The sequence below is a fragment of the Bacteroides sp. L10-4 genome (genome assembly GCF_013373675.1).
GTDB classification, from domain to species: domain Bacteria; phylum Bacteroidota; class Bacteroidia; order Bacteroidales; family Bacteroidaceae; genus Bacteroides; species Bacteroides muris.
Genome location: NZ_JABXJH010000003.1, coordinates 132,558 through 154,090, shown reverse-complemented (window position 1 = coordinate 154,090; position 21,533 = coordinate 132,558). Strand labels below are relative to the sequence as shown.

The window sequence follows — 21,533 nt, the reverse complement described above, 5'->3', positions numbered from 1 at the left end:
TTTAGGAAGTAGCTATACACTTCTGAAGAGTAGTTATGTCTATATACAAACTTACCCAAGGATACGTTAATGTTCGTAAACTTGGGTAAGATTTTATAGATATTGTTTGGAGAGGACTTAGAATTCACCCTCTTTTGCATGAACCTCTGTGATAAAAAGTATGGGACATACGCGGATTCTGCTTATGCCTGCTTCTGGTTTTGCCTTTATCCGGAGGACGGTCTACTCATTCATTGATGTATGGTCAGGACAAAACGAAACATCTCTTCTCTTTGTGAGTAGGAGAAGAGATGTTTCACTACGTTCTGTATGCCAGACTATGCATTTACTTTTTCTTCTTGCTTCTTTTTGCCCAACCTTCTTCGCTAAAGTTGGGTTCGGGATCTTTGAAGTCGTTGTTTCCTTGGAAGAACTGTTTCCAGTCATCTTTCTTGCCGCGGGCTTTGGTATAGCCGCGTTCTTCGCGTGTGGGCTTGCTCTTTTTGGCAGTAGGGGCGTTTTCGGGTTTCTCCTTGCGCCGTGAGGCAGGGGCTTCGTTTCGTTTTTTGCCTTTGCTTCGTGTGGTCTCTTTTCCTTCCTCTCCGGCAATCTCTACCGATACCTTGCGTCCGTTCCAGTTGGCACGGTTCAAGGCTTTCACTACATTACCGGCTTCCTTTTCCTCTACTTCGAAGAAAGAGAATTTCTGCATCAGGTCGATGCGTCCCAGTTCAATGCGTCCGCGGGTGTTCTTGTTCAGCAGGCTGATAAGCTCACTGGGGAAGAAGTTGTCCATCTTGCCCAGATTGATGAATAGGCGCTTGTAGCCCGGTTCGGCCTGGCGGTTTCCGCTGCTTCGGCGTTCACTCCGCTCACCCTTGCCGCGTTCACTTCCGGTGGCTGCCTCTATCTCTTCGCGGTCGCGGTAGTAGTCCAGAAAGCGGTTGAACTCATGCGATACCATGCGTTTTATAAGGTCTTCCTTGCTCAGCCAGTCCAGCTTGCGGTAGATGTCGGGCATGAAGTCGGCTATATCTTCCTCGTTCACCTTCACTTTCTCGAGGTCGTCTATCACCTTGAGCAATTGTTTTTCGCATATCTGCTTGCCGGTGGGCATTTCGCCTGCAACGAATTTCTTGCCGATGATGTGTTCTATGGCACGCATCTTGCCTTTTTCGCGCAGGTTGATGATGGCGATGGAAGTTCCGGTCTTGCCGGCACGTCCCGTGCGTCCGCTGCGGTGGGTATAGCTTTCGGTATCATCGGGCAGTCCGTAGTTGATGACATGGGTCAGGTCGTCCACATCCAGTCCGCGTGCGGCAACGTCTGTGGCAACCAGCAGTTGCAGGTTGCGGATGCGAAACTTCTGCATCACGGCATCGCGTTGTGCCTGGCTCAGTTCGCCGTGCAGCGAGTCGGCGTTGTAGCCTTCCTGCATCAGCTTGTCGGCTATCTCCTGCGTCTCCTTGCGGGTGCGGCAGAAGATGATGCCGTATATCTGCGGATAGTAGTCTACAATACGTTTTAGGGCTGCATATTTGTCTTTGGCATGCACGCAGAACACCACGTGTTTCACGTTGTTGGTACTTTCGTTTTTGCGTCCGATGGTAATTTCTTTGGCATCACGCAGGTATTTCTTGGAGATGCGTGCGATTTCCGGGCTCATGGTAGCGGAGAACAGCAAGGTGTTGCGTTCTTGCGGCACGTCGGCCAGGATGGCGTTGATGCTGTCCGTGAATCCCATGTTCAGCATTTCGTCCGCTTCGTCCATCACCACGTTCTGTATGGTGGCGAGCGATACGGTTTTGCGTTCCATCAGGTCCAGCAGTCGTCCCGGTGTGGCTACGATGATGTGTACACCTCGTTTCAGTGCACGTATCTGGCTTTCGATGGACGAGCCTCCGTATACGGGCAGCACTCGCAGGCCGTCGATGTATTTCGAGTAATCGTTCAAGTCGCCTGCTATCTGCAAACAGAGTTCGCGGGTGGGGCAGAGGATAAGGGATTGGGGGATTCTGTTGCCGACGTTAATCTTTTGTATGAGTGGCAGGCCGAACGCGGCAGTCTTTCCTGTTCCTGTTTGTGCCAGTGCCACTACGTCGTTGTTTTCTCCTAAAAGGTATGGGATTACTTCCTCTTGTACCGGCATGGGTTGCTCGTAACCCATTTCTTCGATGGCGCGGCGTATCTCCGGCGACACACCGAGCTCTTCAAATGTCTTCATTAAAATTCTGTCTATCTTTATATTTCGGGCGCAAAGATAGGGCTTTTCAGTGGATAATCGGTAATGGATGGTTGATAAGTTACCATTTGGGGTTGTTAATTTTATATGTTGCTTACATCAGCGAACCGGGAGGTGGTAATGGGGGGAGTTTTCCTTTGGGTTTCTGCATCCACGACAACATGATATGGTTGAGTTGTTTTCCTACTTCCCCTGGTTTGTATTGAATTTGTTCTTTCAGTTTTACTTCGATTTCTCTATAGACATACAGTGGTACTCTAGCGTATGGATTAAAGGTCGTAAAATTGAAATATACTTCGATTACTTTTCCTGTGTCTGGGCTTAGTAGCATGGTTATTGATAACTCATCTTTCCCAATTTCATCTGCCATGGCTTTGGTGAATGCTTGGTCTACAATGAAGTCTTCTTGCCAACTCATGGAGCTATCGTATTCAACCACCTTACTGTTCCAACTACCAATATATGCTTTTTCCGTGGCTTTATATACAATATCTTTGTATGTTAATTTGTTCTCCTTATTATAAAGAGTCACAAATTGGCTACCGTCATCTACATCGCATTGATACGTATAACCGTCTACATCGAAAGTAGTAGTCTTTTTATAAATAATAGTTTCCCAAAGTGATTCTTCTGTTCTGATAGGTTTGTCCTGTGCTACACAAGGGTAGATGTATCCTATAAGCAGTGTAATAAGCAATAGTCTTTTCATTCGTCACAATTTTTAGTTGTTAATTTTGTATGTTGCTTACATTAGCGAACCGGGAGGTGGTAATGGGGGGAGTTTCCCTTTAGGTTTTTGTCTCCATGATAGCATGATGTAATTGAGTTGTTTTCCCACTTCTCCGGGTTTAAAGTGTATTTGTTCTTTCAGTTTTACTTCGATTTCCCTATAGACATGCAGTGGCACTCTGGCGTATGGGCTAAAGGTTGTGAAATTGAAATTCACTTCTATTACTTTCCCCGTATCCGGACTGAGAAGCATGGTTATTGTGAACTCACGCTTTCCGAGTTCATCTGCCATGGCTTTGGTAAAAGCTTCGTCCACAATGCGGTCTGCTTGTTTACTCATGAAGCTATCGTATTCAATTACTTTTTTTTCATTCCAGCTACCGATGTATATTTTTCCTGTGGCTTTATATACAATATCTTTGTATGTCAACTTGTTCTCTTTGTTATGAAGAGTCACAAACTGGCTGCCGTCATCTACATCGCATTGGTACGTATAACCATCCACCCTAAAAGTGGTAGTCTTTTTATAAATGACTGTTTCTTCGAGCGTTTCTTCTGTTCTGATAGGTTTGTCCTGTGCTACACAAGGATAGATGTATCCTATAAGCAGTGTAATAAATAATAGTCTTTTCATTCGTTACAATTTTTAGTTGTTAATTTTATGTTGGGAAAAATATTGGTGATATCCGAATACTCTTTGAATGGATAATCTTCGTATCCTTCCTTACGGAAAGCATTAACAACATTATTAGATACATAGGTTTCAAAGAAATCCAAGAAAGAAGTCTTGACATGCCCTTGTTGATTTACATGGTTTTTCAGTAAGGCTGTTGCGTTTAGGCGTTGGCTATCTGTATATTTCTTCTTTTTCTGTTCCGTCCACTCCACGCTCCTCCGCAAGAACAGGTATTGTGCATAGTGCGCTTCTATCTCTCTGTTCATCATAGAACTTTTGAACGATGATATAGGCTCTTGTGTGGTTTGGAAAACATGGAACATTTCATGCAGAAGGTTGTTTGCTTCCAATTCTTCCAATCCGATGTGCAAGGTATGCTCTTCCCAATTGTAGGAATACCCTTTGCCGAAATCGAATTCCAAATTGATCTTGTTGTTTTTGACTTTCTCTTTCAGTTGGCTGTATAGGTCTCCTCCCAAACAGTCTTCCATGATTCGGGCTGTCATGTTTTCGGTGATTACCCATAAAAGCGAGTCTTGGTCGGCTTCTTTCTTGAATATATTTCCTGCCGGAGTACCCAATGAAGAGCCGGAACCTCCAGAACTTCCTCCTCCAATCCACACATCGCCACTTCCTCCTCCACCACTGTTCCAGTTGCTATTATTTATAAAGGCATCATCCACCCAATAGGAATGACTAACGCAGTTGGTATAGCTGTATTCCAGCTGGTCTTTAGGTCTGGTATATACATCCCAGCATTGGGTGACGGTTATTACCGAACGGGTCTGGACATGAGGCTTGAATGTGAGTCCTTGCGCATTCTCTTCGCCAAATACCAGATAGCTTAATAAGTCGAATATGAACACTTGGTCGCTTTCTCTTATGAGTTCGTCATCACGCTTCAATGGAAGAAACTTCATCCATCCGTCTTTGATGTGCAACAGCCAGATGGCATCGATGCAGTGTGGCTTGTCAAGGCGGTAGAGGGGAACGAAGATACAGGTCTCTTCTCCAGTCAATTTATAGGTGAAGTTCCAGAGAGGAATGCCGTATTTCAACAGGAAAGAAGCGGTGAAATGCTTTTCTTCTTCCACTCTGCGTAGTGCGGAAATCACGGCTTTTAGGGTAGAGTCGGTGTAGGCAAAGAAGTTTCCTGGCTTGAATAACGCTTGCCGGGTCAACGGGACATCGTTTGCCGGTAATTGGGGCTGATAGAAGGATTCTTCTGTTTCGCAAGAGGCGAGTATTCCTAAAAGAATGCACAAGGCAAGGCAGATGTTTTGCCATTTCTGCTTAGGAAGGGTTGGAGGGTGCTGCCTGCTTGCTTTGGTATTCATAGCGCGAATGCTTAAGGTGTAATGAATTGACAAATAAAGCAAAAAAAAAGCAGAAATGAAAGGAAAGGCAGGATAATTTTGTTAATCCGTAAGCTGCTCGCCACAGATTGCATGGATTCTTAGGCCGTGCAACCTGTGGTGGACACACCCTGCTGCAAGGGGCGGTTATGGCTGGAATTGCCGTGCTTCTGCAAATTCCTTGGATACGGAATTGCTGAAACTCCGGCATACCTCGGCGGCAAACTCGATGCCGCACCGGATGACCTTGTCCCAAGTAGTCTCGTCCATGGTATCAAGGTTCTCGTAGCGTACATTATATTTCAGCAGCCCGAAGATGATACCTGCATTGAAGTTGTCGCCCGCGCCGATGGTGCTGACGGCTTCCAGCGGAGGAATGGAGTATTCCTTGGAGATGGTGCCGGTGCGCAATGACACCTGCTCTGCACCGGCCGTGCAGAGGAAGTTACGGCAGTAGAACTTCACTTTGTCCTTGTATATCTTGTCGGCCTCTTGCAAGCCCCACATGTAGAAGAAGTCTTCTTGCGAACCACGCACGATGTTGGCGTATTCCAGATTCTCGATGATGGTGGGAGCCAGCTTGATGGCCTCCTCTTTATGGGACGAACGGAAATTGGGGTCGTAGTAGATAATGGCGTGCATGTCGTGGGCGCGTTCCAGCAATTCCTGCACTTTGTCGCGCAATACAGGGTTCAGGGCATAGTACGAACCTATGATGATGATGTCGTCTTCCTGAATCTGCGGATATTCCACGTCCAGACGCTGCTTGGGATAGTCTTTGTAGAAGATGTATTCCGCATCGCTCCGGTCGTTCAGGAAGGCGAGTGATACGGGTGACTTCCCGTCGGGGAACACGTTGACATGGTCTGTGGGGATATTGTTCTCGCGCATGAAGTTGAGGATGATATTACCCACGTGGTCATTGCCCGTTTCACTGATAAAGCAGATAGGGACGCCGATACGTCCCAATGAAACGATGCCGTTGAATACCGAACCACCCGGAACGGCTGCTGTGGGCTGTTCGTCACGGAATATGATGTCCAGTATGGTTTCTCCGATACCTATTACTTTACGCATAATGATCTTGATTTTTCTCCGAGGTAACCACCATGATGGCGTTTGGAGTAGTCTTCAATGGTGAATCCGGTTTCTTTCATGGTCTGTACCACCAGTATATCGCCGATGACGGTCATGGCAGTGGTCGAAGTCGTGGGCGTCATGCCCAATACGCATACTTCTTGGGGTTTCCCGGTGCTGAGGCATACATCGGATTCGTGTGCCAGGGGGCTATCAGGGTTTCCGGTGATGACAATAAACTTCAGTTCCGGGTTCAGGTTATGTGCCAGCCGTGTCAGCTCCACAATTTCACGAGTTTTGCCCGAATTGGAGATGAGTAATAACAAGTCATTCTCCTGAAGGATGCCGAGGTCACCATGCTGTGCTTCGCTGGGGTGCAGGAAAACGGACGGAATACCGGTAGAGCAGAAGGTGGTAGCGATATTCATGGCTATTTGTCCGGCTTTGCCCATACCCGAAGTTACCAGTTTCCCTTTTTTGCGGTGCACTTGTTCTACGATGAGTTCTACAGCTCTTTCATAAGCGTCCGTCACTGGAATGTTCAGTACGGCTTGTGCCTCTTTCTGCAAAAGCTCTTGAATGGATGCAATCATACTTACTTAATGTGCTAATTTGATTAATGTACTTAAAATTATAGCAATTGCAAATATCTGCAATTTTCTATAAACGGCAATAAGTTTTATTGTATTTTTGTCGCCTCAAATAGTTTGAAACGTCAGAATGAAGAACTTAAAAGAAAATTTACCGTCCACCTTCAATCAATATATCCTGTCCAACGGCTTGCGCATCATTCATGAACCCTCAGCCTCTAAAGTGGCTTATTGCGGTTTTGCCGTAGATGCGGGTACGCGCGACGAGCTTGAAAACGAGCAGGGTATGGCGCATTTTGTAGAGCATCTTATATTTAAAGGTACCGCCAAGCGTAAGGCATGGCATATTCTGAATCGTATGGAGAATGTAGGCGGAGACCTCAACGCCTACACCAATAAGGAAGAAACAGTGATTTACTCTGCTTTCCTGACCGAGCATTTCGGTCGTGCCGTTGAGCTTCTGACGGATATTGTATTCCACTCCACTTTCCCGCAACGCGAAATCGAGAAAGAGACGGAGGTGATTATCGACGAGATACAATCCTACGAAGACAACCCTTCCGAGCTTATCTTCGATGATTTCGAAGACTTGATATTCAGAGGGCATCCCCTGGGACGCAACATCCTGGGCAATCCCGGGCAACTGAAGATGTTCCGCAGTGAGGATGCCGCTGCATTCACTTCCCGCTTCTACCATCCCGGCAATATGGTTTTTTTTGTTCTGGGCAATCTGGATTTCAGGCAGGTGGTGCGATGGGCGGAAAAACTCCTCGCGGATATACCTGCCGTGGCAGTGGACAACCACCGTACTCCACCGCCCCTTTATGTACCCGAGCATCTTGTAGTGCATAAGGATACCCACCAGGCACACGTCATGATTGGCAGCCGGGGATATAATGCGTACGATGACAAGCGTACTGCACTCTATCTGCTGAACAATGTCTTGGGCGGGCCGGGCATGAACAGCCGCCTGAATGTTTCTCTCCGCGAACGTCGCGGACTGGTCTATAACGTGGAATCCAACCTGACTTCCTATACCGATACGGGAACTTTCTGCATCTACTTCGGTTGCGACCCTGCAGATTTGGACTACTGCACCCGTCTGGTATACAAGGAACTGAAACGCTTGCGTGATGTCCGGATGACTTCGTCGCAGCTTGCGGCTGCCAAGAAGCAGCTTATCGGGCAAATCGGTGTAGCCTCGGATAATAATGAGAACAATGCGCTGGGTATGGGAAAGACTTTCCTGCATTATAATAAATGCGAAACTTCCGAAGCTGTGTTCCATCGCATTGAACAGCTTACTCCGGAGGCTCTGTTAGAGGTGGCAAACGAGATGTTTGCCGAGCACTATCTTTCGACGCTCATTTATCGTTGACCGTTTTCTTTTATTTGAAGACCTGCAACATAGGACGTCCTATCCATACTTGCGGTTGTTTCAGCCCGAAGATGTGGGCAATAGTGGATGCAACGTCATACTGCATCATGCTTTCGTGGAATTCGCCTCCTTTCTTTATGTCCTTTCCGGAGATGATGAAGGGAGTCTGCATCTCCTGCATGGTCTTGCCGCCATGTCCTTTTTCAATGCCTCCGTGGTCGGCAGTAACGATAAAGATTGTTTCTTTCAGCATACCTGCCTCTGTGACGGCCTGGATGATGCGACCCACATAACCGTCGAGTTCTTTCAGTTTGGCGTAATATTCAGGAGTATCATGTCCGGCTTGATGGCCTACGTGGTCGGGGTTGTCGAAGCAGACGGCAAGCAAGGTCGGATGTTTCTCCTTGATATACTTTTCTGCCATGCCGCATAGGGCTTCGGGATGTTTGTTGTAGTCGGGTGCTTGTGCATGGTGGTTCAGAGAAAGGGTATCCACCAGATACTTGATGCCGTCCCATTCATACAGACAGCCTATTTCTGCTTCCGGCCGGGCATCACGTAGCAGCTGGAAGATGGTAGGAAATATGCCGTGCTGGTTCAATACGCGTGACGGAAGCTCGGGAGTCCTCGAGCCCCATTGCGTATATCCGTGCAATTCAGGACTGGCCCCCATAAACATGCTTGCCCAGTTGACGGCGCTGGAGGAGGGGAGTACAGTCCGTTTTTCTAATGTATAAGAACCGTTTGCCATCAGTTGCTTGATGTGGGGGATTTCTGCTTTGGGAACGCTATAGGCGCCCCAGCCGTCAAGACCGATGAAAACTACGTGTTTGGCTTTTCCCTTGGCATTGCAGGGAACTGAAAAGAGGCATGCCGCTGCCAGAGTGATGAGTAATGTAAAAGTCAGTTTCTTCATGTTATCTTTAATTTTCGTTTAACGTTATTTGTTCTTTTCCAGTCGTTGCATACTGAATTCGCAGCCACAATACTGCTGATTGTAGAAATCATACACTTTCAGCAGTTGGTTGCGCCGGTCTTGGAGCCCGCCTTTCCGCCAATTCTGTTCCCAGAAGAGGATACCCGGATAGAGCGCGGCGGCACGGTGTCCTGCTTCATTGATTTGTTCCAGGCTTTTCCAGCGCGAAGAGGCGAGGGTGGTGGTGAATACGGAGAAACCATGTTCGGAGGCATAGCGCGCAGTCTCCGTGAGGCGCAGCGTGAAGCATTTCAGGCATCGCCCGCCGCGCTCCGGTTCGTTTTCCAGTCCTTTTATAGAGTGCAGCCAGTGTGCATAGTCATAATCTGCATCGATGAAATCGAGGTTTTTGGAGGTTACGAAACGGATAGCCTCGTTTTTCCTTATCTCATATTCTGCCTGCGGATAGATGTTGGGATTACAGTAGAATACGGTGGGGCGTATGCCGTTTTCCAGCATACACTCGATGATGGCAGAGGAGCAAGGTGCGCAGCACGAATGCAGCAGTACCTTGTGGTCACCGTTGGGTGTTTGAACTTTCAACATTATACTTTCAGTTTAATTTTTCCTTTCACCAGCAGGCCGGTCAGCCCCACAACGACAAGCGAGAACACGAGAGACTTGAGCAGCCCCGGTACACCGCTTCCCAATGCCTCGGGATAGTGCAGATGCAGCAATTGCTGGACAGCATACCAGATGTAAGGAATGATATAGCAGGTCAGCGTTGCCGTACCTGCAGGTTTGATGATATCGAACCGGTTGGCCTTGCCTTTCACGTCCGTCAGCCAGTAGAAGAAACCGAACAGTGGGAAGAACATGGCGAGGCAGTAGAACAGCCATGTCGGTGTGGCTTGTATCTTGGATATAATCCAGAACGGGTGTGAGACGAGGGCAAGGACAAGCATTCCTGCGCCGAGGGCACAAAGTATGCCGATGAACCGTCCCGGCCGTTCCCGGTCGGCATAGCGTTGCATAAGCAGGGAGGTCAGTACGCCGGACATACCGAGGGCATGCAGCGTCCAGTCGCTCGGAATGAAGGGAAGCAGAATAATCCGGCTGCCGTACTCTCCCGGTATCAAGTCCGAATGGCTGACTACGGCAAGCAATACAACCACAAACCAGACAACGGCATTCTTCCGCAGGTTCTCGCGGGTGAACAGGTAGATGCCTGCGCATACCGCATACGTCCAGCCGATAAGTCCGAGGATACCCCACCAACCTATCTGGAAGGGTTTCCCGTTCATGTCCTTGTAGATGACGAGGAAGGCGAGCAGCAGCACGCCTGCCGTTTTCATTGCGGTGAAAAGGGCCTTTTTCGTTCCTTCCGCTTTGGGATATACCCCCCAAGTGAGGAAGAACCCGACGACCATCAGGATGGAGAACCATTGGTGCGAGAGGCCGCCTTCAATTCCTCCGCTGTTAACTGAAAACAGTCCCATGGCAATCAGCGCTACTGTCCGCCGGAAGATATGGGTCACGACTTGCAGAGTGTTGTCTCCCTTCCTGTACCTGTTTTGTATGGCAAAGGATACGGACATTCCCATACAGAAAAGGAAAGCGGGGAAGATGGTGTCGGAGAATCCCATCATGTCTTCGTCCATCTTGGCATGCATCAGCCAGTGTGGCACGTTTTTCAGCCCGGGAATGTCGTTGACGAAGAGCATGAGGAACATGGTGAGTGCGCGGAATACGTCTACCGCGACAACTCGTTGGGGGGGTGTTAAGCTTTTCATGATAGACAATCTGTTTGGGGGTTTTTAAATGCAAATATAGGGAACTATTTTTTCCGATGCTATTTCTTTGCAGGATTTCTTCGTATATTTGCATGAACTTTATGGTCATGGAAAGGAGATTATTTACTTTTTGTTTTCTTGTCGTCGTGATATGGCAAAGTGTGGCTTTGGCTGCCGGCACGCCCTCCTTTACTGCACTCACCTCCTCTTTGGATGAGGCTATCGAGGTGCACCGGCACTATGCCGCCCAGCGTGAAGGACGCATTGCCCGGCTGAGGCGTCGATTGCTGGATACCGATACCACCAATCTCTCTTTTTTCCGATGGAATGGGGAAATCTACAAGGAATACAAGGCCTATATCTGCGATTCGGCCATCCATTATCTTCGTGTCAATCTGAATTGGGCAGAGCGCTATGGCCAACGGAATGCAGCGCTCGAGACAAGGCTGGAACTCGCCCACCTGATGGCTTCGGCAGGCATGTACGAGGAAGCCGCCGAACTCTTGAGGCAGATAGACAAATCCTCCTTTCCCGCTCATCTGCTGCCGGATTATTACAATTGTTATCATAAACTTTACACGGAGCTGAGTTTCTATACGCTGGACGATTCTTTCAAGAAGCGTTATCAAGCCTTGGCTGTCCATTATGACGATTCTTTGATGCAGGTACTTCTGCCTTCGTCGCCTCTCTACCTGGAACGTATGGAGACGCGGGAGGCTGCTGCCGGCCACCTGGACGAAGCCTTAAGTATCAATGACGCGCGCCTGGCACATGCAGAACCTAATACTCCCGAATATGCGCTGGTGACCTATCAGCGCTCATTGCTCTACCGACGGCTTGGCAACCGGGAGGAAGAGAAACGCTACCTCGCCTTGTCTGCACTTACCGATATCCGCCTGAGTATCACAGACCATGCTTCACTCTGGAATCTGGCGGAACTTCTCTATGAAGAAGGAGACATGGAGCATGCCTATCGCTACATCCGTTTCTCGTGGGACGAGACCAACCGCTACAACGCCCGTAGCCGCAGCCTCCAGACTGCGGGTATCCTTTCGCTGATAGACCTTACCTACCAAGCCATGCGCGAGCGGCAGAACGACCGGCTCCGCTTGTATCTCTGGCTCATCAGTACCCTGATTGTGCTGCTGGCCGTGGCGGTGGTCTTTATCTATCGGCAGATGCGTCGCCTCTCTGCTGCGAGGAATAATTTGGAGCAGACCAACGAGCAGCTGCAACTGTCAAACAATATCAAGGAGGAGTATGTGGGGCGTTTCATGAACCTTTGCTCCATCTACATCAACCGCCTGGATACCTACCGGCGGATGGTCAACAAGAAAATCTCTGCCGGGCAAATGGACGAGTTGCTGAAAATGGTACGCTCCCGCGAAGTGCTGGACACTGGATTGAAGGAACTCTATGAAAACTTTGATATCGCCTTCCTGCATCTTTTTCCCGATTTTGTGGATAAATTCAACGACCTGCTGCAACCGGAAGAACGTATCGTGCTTCGTAAAGGTGAATTGCTGAATACGGAACTCCGCATTTTCGCCTTGATTCGTCTGGGCATCGACGACAGTTCGCAGATTGCAGAATTCCTTCGTTACTCCGTAAACACCATCTATAATTACCGCGCCAAAGTGAAGAACAAAGCGCGTATCTCGCGCGAGGATTTCGAAATGAGGCTGATGCAGATACGTTGACAATACGTCAGACAGATTATCCGAATCCACTTTTTAGCTTTCTCCATTCCAGTTCATATTTTTGGTTATTAGATGTTTATGCTCTTTCCTCCTTTTCAGTTCTCCACCTATTCCCAATTCGCCGGCATGGGATATTCTTATCTTTCCTAACTTTGGGGAAGTAAAAATAAATATCGCGACTAATACTATAACCCCAAAAAATAATTACCATGAAACATCTATTAGCTACAAGCATTTCCATCGCCTTGCTGTCTTTGGGCCTTGCGGGATGCAGTGAGAAACAAGCGGCAAAAGAAGTAACTCAAGATGCATTCGTAACCATTCAGGGCCAAGACCTGATAAAGCCCGACGGAACCAAACTCTTCATCATGGGCACCAACCTCGGCAATTGGCTGAATCCGGAAGGCTACATGTTCAGGTTCAGCAAGACCAACTCGGGCCGTTTCATCAACGAGATGTTCTGCCAGCTGGTGGGACCGGACTTTACCGCCGACTTCTGGAAGGCATTCAAGGACAACTACATAACGCGCGAAGACATCCGCTTCATCAAGAGCCGGGGTGCCAACACCATCCGTCTGCCTTTCCATTACAAACTGTTTACGGACGAGGACTATATGGGGCTGACCACCGCCCAAGACGGCTTTGCCCGCGTAGACAGCCTCGTAGACTGGTGTCGTGAGTCGGACTTGTATCTCATCCTCGACATGCACGACGCCCCCGGCGGACAGACGGGCGACAACATCGACGACAGCTACGGTTATCCCTGGCTGTTCGACAGCGAAGCCAGCCAGCAACTCTATTGCGACATCTGGCGCCGGATAGCCGACCGCTACAAGAACGAACCGGTCATCCTCGGTTACGAACTCTTCAACGAGCCCATTGCCCCTTACTTCGAGAACATGGAAGAACTCAACTCTAAGCTGGAAGATGTATATAAGAAAGGAGTAGCCGCCATCCGCCAGGTAGACAACAACCACATCATCCTGCTGGGCGGCTCGCAATGGAACGGTAATTTCAAGCCTTTCAAAGACTCCAAGTTCGACGACAAGATAATGTACACCTGCCACCGTTACGGAGGCGAACCCACCCAGGCTGCCATCCAGACGATTATCAACTTTCGCGACAGTGTGAACCTGCCCATGTACATGGGTGAGATAGGCCACAATACGGACGAATGGCAGGCCGCCTTCTGCCAGACGATGCGCGAGAACAACATCGGCTATACCTTCTGGCCCTACAAGAAGATGGACGGCTCCTCTTTCGTCGGCATCACTCCGCCGGAAAACTGGGCAAACATCGTATATTTCTCCGAAGCGCCGCGTGCCACGTACAAGGAAATCCGTGAGGCACGTCCCGCGCAGGCCATGGCCCGCAAGGCGATGACGGACTTCATCGAGGCATGCAAACTGAAGAATTGTGTGGTTCAGGAGAGCTATATCCGGTCATTGGGAATGAAGTAGCGGGTGCTGCCTCGCTCCAAACCGGCTGCAAGCATATTGCAAGCAGGCTGCAAATAGGCTATAAGCATATTGTGAGCATATTGTGAGTAGGCTGCAAATAGGCTGTAAGCAGTACGTGTCAAATCCCGGAGGTGAGATGCCGGGACTAGCTGCGCACACCATAGGACTGAGTACCCCAAAACACCCGAGCTTAAAGACCTCAGTTCCTATGTGGTAGGGGCTAATTCATATTCCCTTCTATATTGGGAATTATCAATAGTACGGACTGATAATGCAACAACCTGATAATGCAACAACCTGATAATACGGCAACTTGATTATATAACAACCTGATAATGCAACAACCTAATTATCCAACAATGAGAAAAGTATTATTCGGCTTGGCTCTGGCTGCTGCCGCGCTTCCTCTTTCGGCGCAACAGCAGCCCGTCTATCTGGACGCAAGCAAACCTATCGAAGAAAGAGTGGAAGACGCATTGAGCCGTCTGACCCTGGAAGAGAAAGTAAAGCTGACCCATGCGCAAAGCAAGTTCAGCAGTGCAGGCGTGCCCCGTTTGGGCATTCCCGATGTATGGACGGACGACGGTCCTCACGGCATACGTCCCGATGTGCTGTGGGATGAGTGGGAACAGGCCGGGTGCACCAACGACTCCTGCGTGGCTTTCCCTGCCCTGACCTGCCTGGCAGCAACCTGGAACCCCGAAATGTCTCTCCTTTACGGGCAGAGCATCGGCGAAGAGGCGCGCTATCGCAACAAGTCCGTCTTGCTGGGGCCCGGTGTCAACATTTACCGTACACCGCTCAACGGACGCAACTTCGAGTACATGGGCGAAGACCCCTATCTGGCCGGAAAGATGGTGGTGCCTTATATCCGGGGCGTGCAGCAGAACGGCGTGGCTGCCTGCGTCAAACACTTTGCCTTGAACAATCACGAAGTGAACCGCCATACCACCAATGTGATTGTAGACGACCGTGCCCTTTATGAGATTTATCTGCCGGCCTTCAAGATGGCCGTGCAAGAGGGTGGAGCGTGGAGCATCATGGGTGCCTACAACCTATACAAAGGCCAACATCTTTGTCACAACCAATACACATTGAACGATATATTGAAAGGCGAATGGGGATTCGACGGTGTAGTCATCTCGGACTGGGGAGGCACGCACGACACCCGGCAAGCCATTACCAACGGACTCGACATGGAGTTCGGCAGCTGGACCAACGGACTCTCGAACGGTGCCAGCAACGCATACGACAATTATTACCTGGCCAATCCCTACCTGAACCTCATCCGCGAGGGCAAGGTAGGCACCAAGGAGCTGGACGACAAGGTGCGCCGCATCCTGCGCCTTATCTTCCGTACGGTGATGAATCCCCACCGTCCGTGGGGAAGCATGCTCTCTGCAGAGCATTACGAGGCTGCCCGCCGCATCGGCGAAGAGGGCATCGTGTTGCTGAAGAACAAGGGCAATCTGCTTCCGATAGACCTGAACCGCGCCGAAAAGATCCTGGTAGTGGGCGAGAATGCCATCAAGATGATGACCGTGGGCGGCGGCAGCTCTTCGCTGAAGGTGCAGCGCGAGCTCTCTCCGCTGGACGGCATCAAGCAGCGTGTGGCCGGTAAGGCCCGGGTGGTATATGCCCGCGGCTACGTGGGCGATGCAAGCGGCGAATACAACGGGGTGGTGACCGGACAGAATCTGAAGGATGACCGTACTCCCGAAGAGCTGATAGCCGAAGCCGTGAAAGAGGCCCGGGATGCCGATTATGTCATCTTCATCGGCGGCCTGAACAAGAGCAACGGCCAAGACTGCGAGGACTCCGACCGTAAGGGTCTGGGCTTGTCCTACGGTCAGGATGCCGTTATCTCCGCACTGGCCGGGGCCAACAAGAACCTGATTGTCGTCAACATCTCCGGCAACGCCATCGCCATGCCCTGGGTAGACGAAGTGCCTGCCATCGTGCAAGACTGGTATCTGGGTTCCGAGGCCGGCCACTCGCTGGCAGCCATTCTCATGGGCGATGTCAATCCCAGCGGCAAGCTTCCGTTCACCTTCCCCGCGAAGCTGGAAGACTGCCCCGCCCACAGCCTGGGCCAATATACCGGCAAGCGGAGCAGAGACATCATCGACATCAAGTATAATGAGAGCATCTTCGTGGGCTACCGTTGGGCCGACAAGCAGAAGAACCTCAAGCCCCTCTTCCCCTTCGGCCACGGTTTGAGCTATACCACTTTCGAATATGGCAAGCCGACGGCCGACGCCACCACCATGCAGACCGACGGCAAGCTGACCGTGAAGCTGACCGTAAAGAATACCGGCACGCGCGAAGGGCAGGAAGTGGTGCAGCTCTACATCAGCGACAAGAAGTCCTCTCTGCCCCGTCCCGTCAAGGAGCTGAAAGGCTTCCGCAAGGTGAGGCTGGCTCCGGGCGAAGCGAAGGAAGTCACCTTCACCATCGACAAGGAGGCGCTTAGCTTCTTCGACGATGCCCGCCATGCCTGGGTGGCCGAGCCGGGCAAGTTCGAGGCTGTCATAGCAGCATCGGCGGCCGATATAAAGGGAGTGGTTCCTTTCGAATTGAAATAAGGCAGGTTGCTTTTGGGTATATAATACCGGAGTAATTGAACGCGGAGACATTAGGGTACAGAGTCCCTTTGTGTCTCTGCGTTTTTCTTTTCTGCATCTCGTCTGCATTTTAGAGAGAAAGATGATTCTATTGAAATCCGAACCATATTAGGTAAAGAAACAGATGGGTTATAGTAGGTAATTACTAAAATTCCTCTAATTTTGCATGCTTCGTCTATGATGACTAAAGGTTGCACTTATATAAAATCAAAAAAAATCTCATGGTTAGTAACATGAATTGTAACAGTTGTCCGGAAAAAAATGCGCTGCCGTATGATGCTGCAAATGCTACCAGTATATTCGAATATAGCAAGGGACTGTTAGGCAAAACACTGCGTGAATTTGCTGACAAGGGATATGAACGTAGAAAAGGTAAGGGGGGAATTGGTCAAATGGTTGAGAACCTTTATTTTTTACTTGAGACCAATAATAATCCCGAAGCGGATTTTTCGCAGGCTGGAATGGAATTGAAATGTACTCCCTTGAAGCTCGGAAAGAATAAGGACTATCTTGTCAAGGAACGCCTTGTTTGTAATATGATAAACTATTGTGATGTTGTAAATGAAGATTTTGAACATTCGCATTTTTATCTCAAATGCCAATTGATGTTGTTATTATTCTATCTATATCGCAAGGGTTATGATAATCTGGATTTGGAGTTTGTCTTTTCTGTATTATGGAAACTTCCGGAGAAGGACTTGTTGATTATTCGACATGATTATGAGTTGATTGTAGATAAGATTAAACGTGGTGAGGCACATTTGTTATCCGAAGGTGATACGATGTATCTTGGAGCTTGCAGGAAAGGACAAAAAGGAGATAGCCTGATGGCACAGCCGAATTCGGAGGTTAACGCTCCACGACGTGCTTTCAGTTTGAAGATGGCCTATATGCGTACTGTTTTGCAGTATGTCGTGAATGTAGGCGAAAAGGCTGTGGCAAATTTCGGATTGTCTGAGAATCCATTGCTTACTTCTCAGGATTTGAGTAAAAATAGCTTTGATGAGATTGTCTTAAAACGTTTCAAACCGTATATGGGTAAAAACTATGAGGCTATTGCCAAAGATAAAAAGGTGGACATTTCAAATAATCCAAAGAATAAATTTGCAATGATTGCCAATGCTGTCGTTGCATCTGGCAAATGCTCGAATGTCAATCGTTCTGAAGAGTTTCTGAAAGCCGGGCTTATGATGAAAACTGTCCGAGTGCAGGCCGATGGTATTATTAAAGAAGCCATGTCGTTTGAGAATATTGACTATATGGAGGTTGCCGAATGTGGGAATTGGTATGAATCCAGGCTCTATGAGTTATATTCAAGTCGATTTTTATTCGTTGTTTTCAGAGAACGGCATAAAGGGAAAGGGGACTATGAGCTTGATGACGCATTTTTTTGGACTATGCCCCAATCCGACCTGGAATGTGCTGAGGTATATTGGGAACATATCAAGAAGAATATCTTGGAAAGTCATATCTCAGAGGACTATTGGTGGAAAGCTTGCGATAGAAAGAAGTTCCATGTACGGCCAAAAGCCCAGAAAGCAAAAGACATTGCACCTACGCCTGACGGGAAAGGTGCAAAGAAGTTTTGCTATTGGTTTAATAATGACTACGTAAGAGAGATTGTAGAACAAAGACAAGACGAAAAACGGTAAAAATGAGTAATCAGATACGTGTTGTAGAACTTTTTGCAGGTGTAGGAGGCTTCCGGATTGGCTTGGAAGGTGCGTCGGATGCTTATCAAACCATTTGGAACAATCAATGGGAACCATCGACCAAACGTCAAGATGCTTCATTGGTGTATAAGGCCCGTTTCGGCTGTAAAGGGCATTCGAATCGTGATATAAATACAGTGCCGACAGAGGAGATTCCCAATCATGACCTTTTGGTAGGCGGTTTCCCTTGTCAAGACTATTCTGTAGCTGCCACTTTGAGCCGCTCCGGTGGTATTGAGGGGAAAAAGGGGGTATTGTGGTGGCAAATCTATCGTATTCTTGAAGAGAAAGGCGAGAGTCGCCCTGATTATATTTTCTTTGAGAATGTAGATAGGCTGATAAACTCTCCGGCAACCCAACGTGGCCGTGATTTCGCTATTATTCTTGCATCGTTGTCCGACCTTGGCTATGTGGTGGAATGGCGGGTAATCAATGCTGCCGATTATGGAATGCCGCAACGTCGGCGCCGGACTTATATTGTGGGGTATCGTAAGGGTTCGGTCGTGGCAAACCGGATTGAAGGAATGGAGGATTGGGTACTATATGATGGAGTAATGGCTCAATCTTTTCCTTTCAAACAGAAAGAGAAGACATTGTCCGCCTTTGATATAAAGGGGAGTGTCCAGGAAGTTTCTGCAACTTTCAATCAAGGAAAGAGAGAGAGTCCTTTTGGCAATGCAGGTATGATGATGGACCGGCATGTGTTTTCTGTAGATGCTGTAGCTATGTATGAGGGTACTTTCCAGACATTAGGCGACAATTTGGTCAGTGAAGAATTTGTTCCGGAAGACTTTTTTATTTCTGAAGAAGAATTGCCTAAATGGCAGTACGAGAAAGGGGCGAAGAAAATAAACCGTGTTTCCAAGGAGGGATATGAGTATGTTTTTTCTGAAGGTGGAATGGCTTTTCCCGATAGTTTGGACAAACCGTCGCGTACGATGATTACCGGTGAAGGAGGAGCTGCCCCGTCCCGTTTCAAACATGTGGTGCAGACTCCGTCCGGGAGGTATCGTCGTCTTATCCCCATTGAATTGGAACGGTTGAATATGTTCCCCGATAATCATACGTTTCATCCTGAAGTTTCGGATGGACGTCGCGCTTTTCTCATGGGGAATGCACTTGTATGTGGTATCGTTGAACAAATAGGAAAAAGCCTTTATCGGTTCATTTATAATGAAGCGCCTGTATCTTCACGTCCTATTCATATACAACGTGATGCACATCCGACGTTGGATTTGAATTTATTCACTGAGGAAACGAAAAAAATTGCTGCAAATGCTCCAAGGAAAACATATATCCTTGATGGAACGAAACGGCTTCTTATTGGGCTGGTCAAATTAGACAATCAAGATTATTTCTTGAATGGAACTCCCACAAAGATGTACTATACGGGGAAGGCAAAATCTTTTCCGTCCACTATTTCTTTGAATAAGCTTTATTATTTTATGCCTTATATAAAAGGTAAGGGGGTTCGTGATATCTATCTTATCCGTATAGCCCGGATTGGAAGCAAGGCGGAAATTTATAAAGAGAGTGGGGATACTGAACCGAGATTGGTATTGGAATTGGAATTTCTGGAAAGTTTGCCCGAATATAAGCTTATCAGGCTTGCTATATTCAATACATATACAGATACTATCTTAAACCGAGTGATTGAATGATTTGAAGTTCTTGCTATTTACTCCCTCTTGTTGTTTCGTTCCTGATATATTGGGGATTGAACGCAGAGATACAGAGGAAGCTGCTTCATGCTACGTTCAAGGCTGCTTCAGTATGTTTGAGAAGACGTTTAATCCCTTACACCTGATATTACCTTCCAAGTAGGATGAGAGTGCCTCGTACCCTATCTTAAGCATTTTTGATGCCATAGGTTTGCCTGTTGTTGTCTTGTTCATTTTCCGGTAGCTTCAGACAAACAAGAAAAGGTATTTGTTTATATAAAGGAACCGTTGAACTACAATATTGTTTGCAGTTCAACGGCTTCTTGCAGAGTATATAAGAAAAGAAATCTTATTCCTCCATCGACTTTGCAATGCCCATCTCCAGTCCGCGCAGCTCTGCCAGTCCGCGCAGGCGGCCGATGCAAGAGTATCCGGGGTTGGTCTTCTTCTTCAGGTCGTCCACCATTTGGTGTCCGTGGTCGGGACGCATCGGGATGGAGACGCCACGGCATTGTTGCAGTTCAAGGAAAGCCTTCATCACGTGATACATGTCCACGTCGCCTTCCAGGTGATTGGCCTCGTGGAAGTTGCCTTCGGCGTCGCGTTGCGTGCTGCGCAGGTGCACGAAGTGGATGCGGTGGGCAAACTGCCGCATGATGGCCGCACAGTCGTTGGCGGCGCTCACGCCGAGCGAGCCGGTGCAGAGGCAGAGGCCGTTGCTCCTGTTGGGGACGGCGTCGACCAGTGCCTGAAAGTCGGCAGCGCAGCTCATGATGCGCGGCAGGCCGAGGATGGAGCAGGGCGGGTCGTCCGGATGGATGACGAGCACGACGCCCGCTTCGTCGGCCACCGGGGCGATTTCCTTCAGGAAGTAAATCAGGTTGGCGCGCAGACGCTCCGGAGTGATGTCTCTGTAGCGGTCCAGTTCGTGCTGAAACTGCTCCAGGGTGAAGCTCTCTTCCGAGCCGGGAAGCCCGGCAATGATGTTGCGCACAAGCAGTTGCCTGTCTGCCTCCGTCATCTCCTCGAAGCGGGCACGGGCCTTGGCCTTTTCTTCGTCGGTGTATTCGGCCTCGGCACCGGGGCGGCGCAGCAGGAAGAGGTCGAAGGCGATGAAGGCGGCGCGTTCGAAGCGGAGGGCGCGGCTGCCGTCGGGCAGTTCGTAGGCAAGGTCGGTGCGCGTCCAGTCCAGCACGGGCATGAAGTTGTACGTGACGGTGTTGATGCCACACTTGCCCAGGTTGCGCAAGCTTTCCTTATAGTTGTCGATATACTTCCGGAAGTCTCCGGTTTGGGTCTTGATATGCTCGTGCACGGGCACGCTCTCTACTACAGACCATCGCAGGCCGACGGATTCAATCATTTCTTTCCGTTTCCCGATCTCCTCTACCGTCCATATCTCTCCGTTTGGAATATGGTGCAAGGCGTTCACAATGCCGGTGGCTCCGGCTTGTTTTATGTCCCAAAGGCTTACCGGGTCGTTGGGACCGTACCAGCGCCAGGTTTGTTCACAAAGTATCATAATGTATGTAAGTTTGCCTCCCCGCCCCCTTGAGGAGGAGGGGTGAGTGTATGTTTTCTCGGTTCTGTTCATGTATTCTTCAAAACGGACTCTCGAAGGAGCGCTGAAAAGAATTTCCG

The 21,533-nt window shown here is 48.9% G+C and carries 16 protein-coding genes; 6 read left to right on the top strand and 10 right to left on the bottom strand.

Annotated features, from left to right (window positions below):
* Positions 1-325: 325 nt before the first annotated feature.
* From HU824_RS02330 to HU824_RS02305, 6 genes are all read right to left on the bottom strand, one after another.
* Positions 326-2,203, bottom strand: coding sequence for a DEAD/DEAH box helicase (locus HU824_RS02330; protein ID WP_136008736.1), 1,878 nt, complete (start codon positions 2,201-2,203; stop codon positions 326-328).
* Positions 2,204-2,315: 112 nt separating this feature from the next.
* Positions 2,316-2,930, bottom strand: a complete 615-nt coding sequence (locus HU824_RS02325) for a DUF5043 domain-containing protein (RefSeq protein ID WP_136008735.1) — start codon at positions 2,928-2,930, stop codon at positions 2,316-2,318.
* A 36-nt stretch (positions 2,931-2,966) separates the two neighbouring features.
* Complete coding sequence (locus HU824_RS02320) at positions 2,967-3,584, bottom strand: DUF5043 domain-containing protein (protein ID WP_117878322.1); 618 nt, start codon at positions 3,582-3,584, stop codon at positions 2,967-2,969.
* Positions 3,581-4,963 carry a hypothetical protein gene (locus HU824_RS02315; protein WP_176467957.1) on the bottom strand — a complete coding sequence of 461 codons (1,383 nt, stop codon included), beginning with the start codon at positions 4,961-4,963 and terminating at the stop codon, positions 3,581-3,583. Before HU824_RS02315 ends, HU824_RS02320 begins: the two co-directional genes overlap by 4 nt.
* A gap of 165 nt (positions 4,964-5,128) precedes the next feature.
* Positions 5,129-6,058, bottom strand: coding sequence for a carbohydrate kinase (locus tag HU824_RS02310; protein WP_176467956.1), 930 nt, complete (start codon positions 6,056-6,058; stop codon positions 5,129-5,131).
* Complete coding sequence (locus HU824_RS02305) at positions 6,046-6,651, bottom strand: SIS domain-containing protein (protein WP_136008733.1); 606 nt, start codon at positions 6,649-6,651, stop codon at positions 6,046-6,048. The genes HU824_RS02310 and HU824_RS02305 overlap by 13 nt, the downstream gene beginning before the upstream one ends.
* Positions 6,652-6,778: 127 nt before the next feature.
* On the opposite strand from HU824_RS02305, the gene HU824_RS02300 reads away from it, so the two are divergent.
* Positions 6,779-8,026 (top strand): pitrilysin family protein, encoded by a 1,248-nt coding sequence (locus HU824_RS02300; protein WP_176467955.1) that lies wholly within the window; start codon positions 6,779-6,781, stop codon positions 8,024-8,026.
* Positions 8,027-8,036: 10 nt separating this feature from the next.
* Here the strand turns inward: HU824_RS02300 and HU824_RS02295 are convergent, their stop codons facing one another.
* The 3 genes from HU824_RS02295 to HU824_RS02285 are packed head-to-tail and all read right to left on the bottom strand — an operon-like array spanning position 8,037 to position 10,735.
* Positions 8,037-8,942 (bottom strand): alkaline phosphatase, encoded by a 906-nt coding sequence (locus HU824_RS02295; protein ID WP_176467954.1) that lies wholly within the window; start codon positions 8,940-8,942, stop codon positions 8,037-8,039.
* A gap of 24 nt (positions 8,943-8,966) precedes the next feature.
* Positions 8,967-9,548, bottom strand: a complete 582-nt coding sequence (locus HU824_RS02290; RefSeq protein WP_176467953.1) for an epoxyqueuosine reductase QueH — start codon at positions 9,546-9,548, stop codon at positions 8,967-8,969.
* Complete coding sequence (locus HU824_RS02285; RefSeq protein WP_176467952.1) at positions 9,548-10,735, bottom strand: DUF5009 domain-containing protein; 1,188 nt, start codon at positions 10,733-10,735, stop codon at positions 9,548-9,550. Before HU824_RS02285 ends, HU824_RS02290 begins: the two co-directional genes overlap by 1 nt.
* A gap of 56 nt (positions 10,736-10,791) precedes the next feature.
* On the opposite strand from HU824_RS02285, the gene HU824_RS02280 reads away from it, so the two are divergent.
* From HU824_RS02280 to dcm, 5 genes are all read left to right on the top strand, one after another.
* Positions 10,792-12,435, top strand: coding sequence for a DUF6377 domain-containing protein (locus HU824_RS02280; protein ID WP_176467951.1), 1,644 nt, complete (start codon positions 10,792-10,794; stop codon positions 12,433-12,435).
* 209 nt (positions 12,436-12,644) lie between these two features.
* On the top strand, positions 12,645-13,895 hold the full coding sequence (locus tag HU824_RS02275; RefSeq protein WP_176467950.1) for a glycoside hydrolase family 5 protein: 1,251 nt from the start codon (positions 12,645-12,647) through the stop codon (positions 13,893-13,895).
* A gap of 359 nt (positions 13,896-14,254) precedes the next feature.
* Entirely contained in the window at positions 14,255-16,480 is a 2,226-nt protein-coding gene (locus HU824_RS02270; RefSeq protein ID WP_176467949.1) for a glycoside hydrolase family 3 C-terminal domain-containing protein, read from the top strand.
* A 260-nt stretch (positions 16,481-16,740) separates the two neighbouring features.
* The gene (locus HU824_RS02265) at positions 16,741-18,171 is read left to right on the top strand and encodes a Sau3AI family type II restriction endonuclease (RefSeq protein WP_136008726.1); all 1,431 of its coding nucleotides are present in this window, start codon (positions 16,741-16,743) and stop codon (positions 18,169-18,171) included.
* A 2-nt stretch (positions 18,172-18,173) separates the two neighbouring features.
* Positions 18,174-19,892, top strand: coding sequence for a DNA (cytosine-5-)-methyltransferase (dcm, locus tag HU824_RS02260; protein WP_176467948.1), 1,719 nt, complete (start codon positions 18,174-18,176; stop codon positions 19,890-19,892).
* A gap of 349 nt (positions 19,893-20,241) precedes the next feature.
* On the opposite strand, the gene uxuA is transcribed toward dcm, so the two are convergent.
* Positions 20,242-21,414 carry a mannonate dehydratase gene (uxuA, locus tag HU824_RS02255; protein ID WP_176467947.1) on the bottom strand — a complete coding sequence of 391 codons (1,173 nt, stop codon included), beginning with the start codon at positions 21,412-21,414 and terminating at the stop codon, positions 20,242-20,244.
* Positions 21,415-21,533: the final 119 nt, after the last annotated feature.

Excerpts from the sequence above, each read along its gene's own strand:
- HU824_RS02325 (WP_136008735.1), bottom strand. The coding sequence starts at position 2,930 with ATGAAAAGACTATTGCTTATTACACTGCTTATAGGATACATCTACCCT.
- HU824_RS02270 (WP_176467949.1), top strand. The coding sequence starts at position 14,255 with ATGAGAAAAGTATTATTCGGCTTGGCTCTGGCTGCTGCCGCGCTTCCT.
- HU824_RS02310 (WP_176467956.1), bottom strand. The coding sequence starts at position 6,058 with ATGCGTAAAGTAATAGGTATCGGAGAAACCATACTGGACATCATATTC.
- HU824_RS02320 (WP_117878322.1), bottom strand. The coding sequence starts at position 3,584 with ATGAAAAGACTATTATTTATTACACTGCTTATAGGATACATCTATCCT.
- HU824_RS02290 (WP_176467953.1), bottom strand. The coding sequence starts at position 9,548 with ATGTTGAAAGTTCAAACACCCAACGGTGACCACAAGGTACTGCTGCAT.
- HU824_RS02305 (WP_136008733.1), bottom strand. The coding sequence starts at position 6,651 with ATGATTGCATCCATTCAAGAGCTTTTGCAGAAAGAGGCACAAGCCGTA.
- HU824_RS02275 (WP_176467950.1), top strand. The coding sequence starts at position 12,645 with ATGAAACATCTATTAGCTACAAGCATTTCCATCGCCTTGCTGTCTTTG.
- HU824_RS02315 (WP_176467957.1), bottom strand. The coding sequence starts at position 4,963 with ATGAATACCAAAGCAAGCAGGCAGCACCCTCCAACCCTTCCTAAGCAG.
- HU824_RS02295 (WP_176467954.1), bottom strand. The coding sequence starts at position 8,942 with ATGAAGAAACTGACTTTTACATTACTCATCACTCTGGCAGCGGCATGC.
- HU824_RS02330 (WP_136008736.1), bottom strand. The coding sequence starts at position 2,203 with ATGAAGACATTTGAAGAGCTCGGTGTGTCGCCGGAGATACGCCGCGCC.
- HU824_RS02300 (WP_176467955.1), top strand. The coding sequence starts at position 6,779 with ATGAAGAACTTAAAAGAAAATTTACCGTCCACCTTCAATCAATATATC.
- HU824_RS02265 (WP_136008726.1), top strand. The coding sequence starts at position 16,741 with ATGGTTAGTAACATGAATTGTAACAGTTGTCCGGAAAAAAATGCGCTG.
- uxuA (WP_176467947.1), bottom strand. The coding sequence starts at position 21,414 with ATGATACTTTGTGAACAAACCTGGCGCTGGTACGGTCCCAACGACCCG.
- HU824_RS02285 (WP_176467952.1), bottom strand. The coding sequence starts at position 10,735 with ATGAAAAGCTTAACACCCCCCCAACGAGTTGTCGCGGTAGACGTATTC.
- HU824_RS02280 (WP_176467951.1), top strand. The coding sequence starts at position 10,792 with ATGCTATTTCTTTGCAGGATTTCTTCGTATATTTGCATGAACTTTATG.
- dcm (WP_176467948.1), top strand. The coding sequence starts at position 18,174 with ATGAGTAATCAGATACGTGTTGTAGAACTTTTTGCAGGTGTAGGAGGC.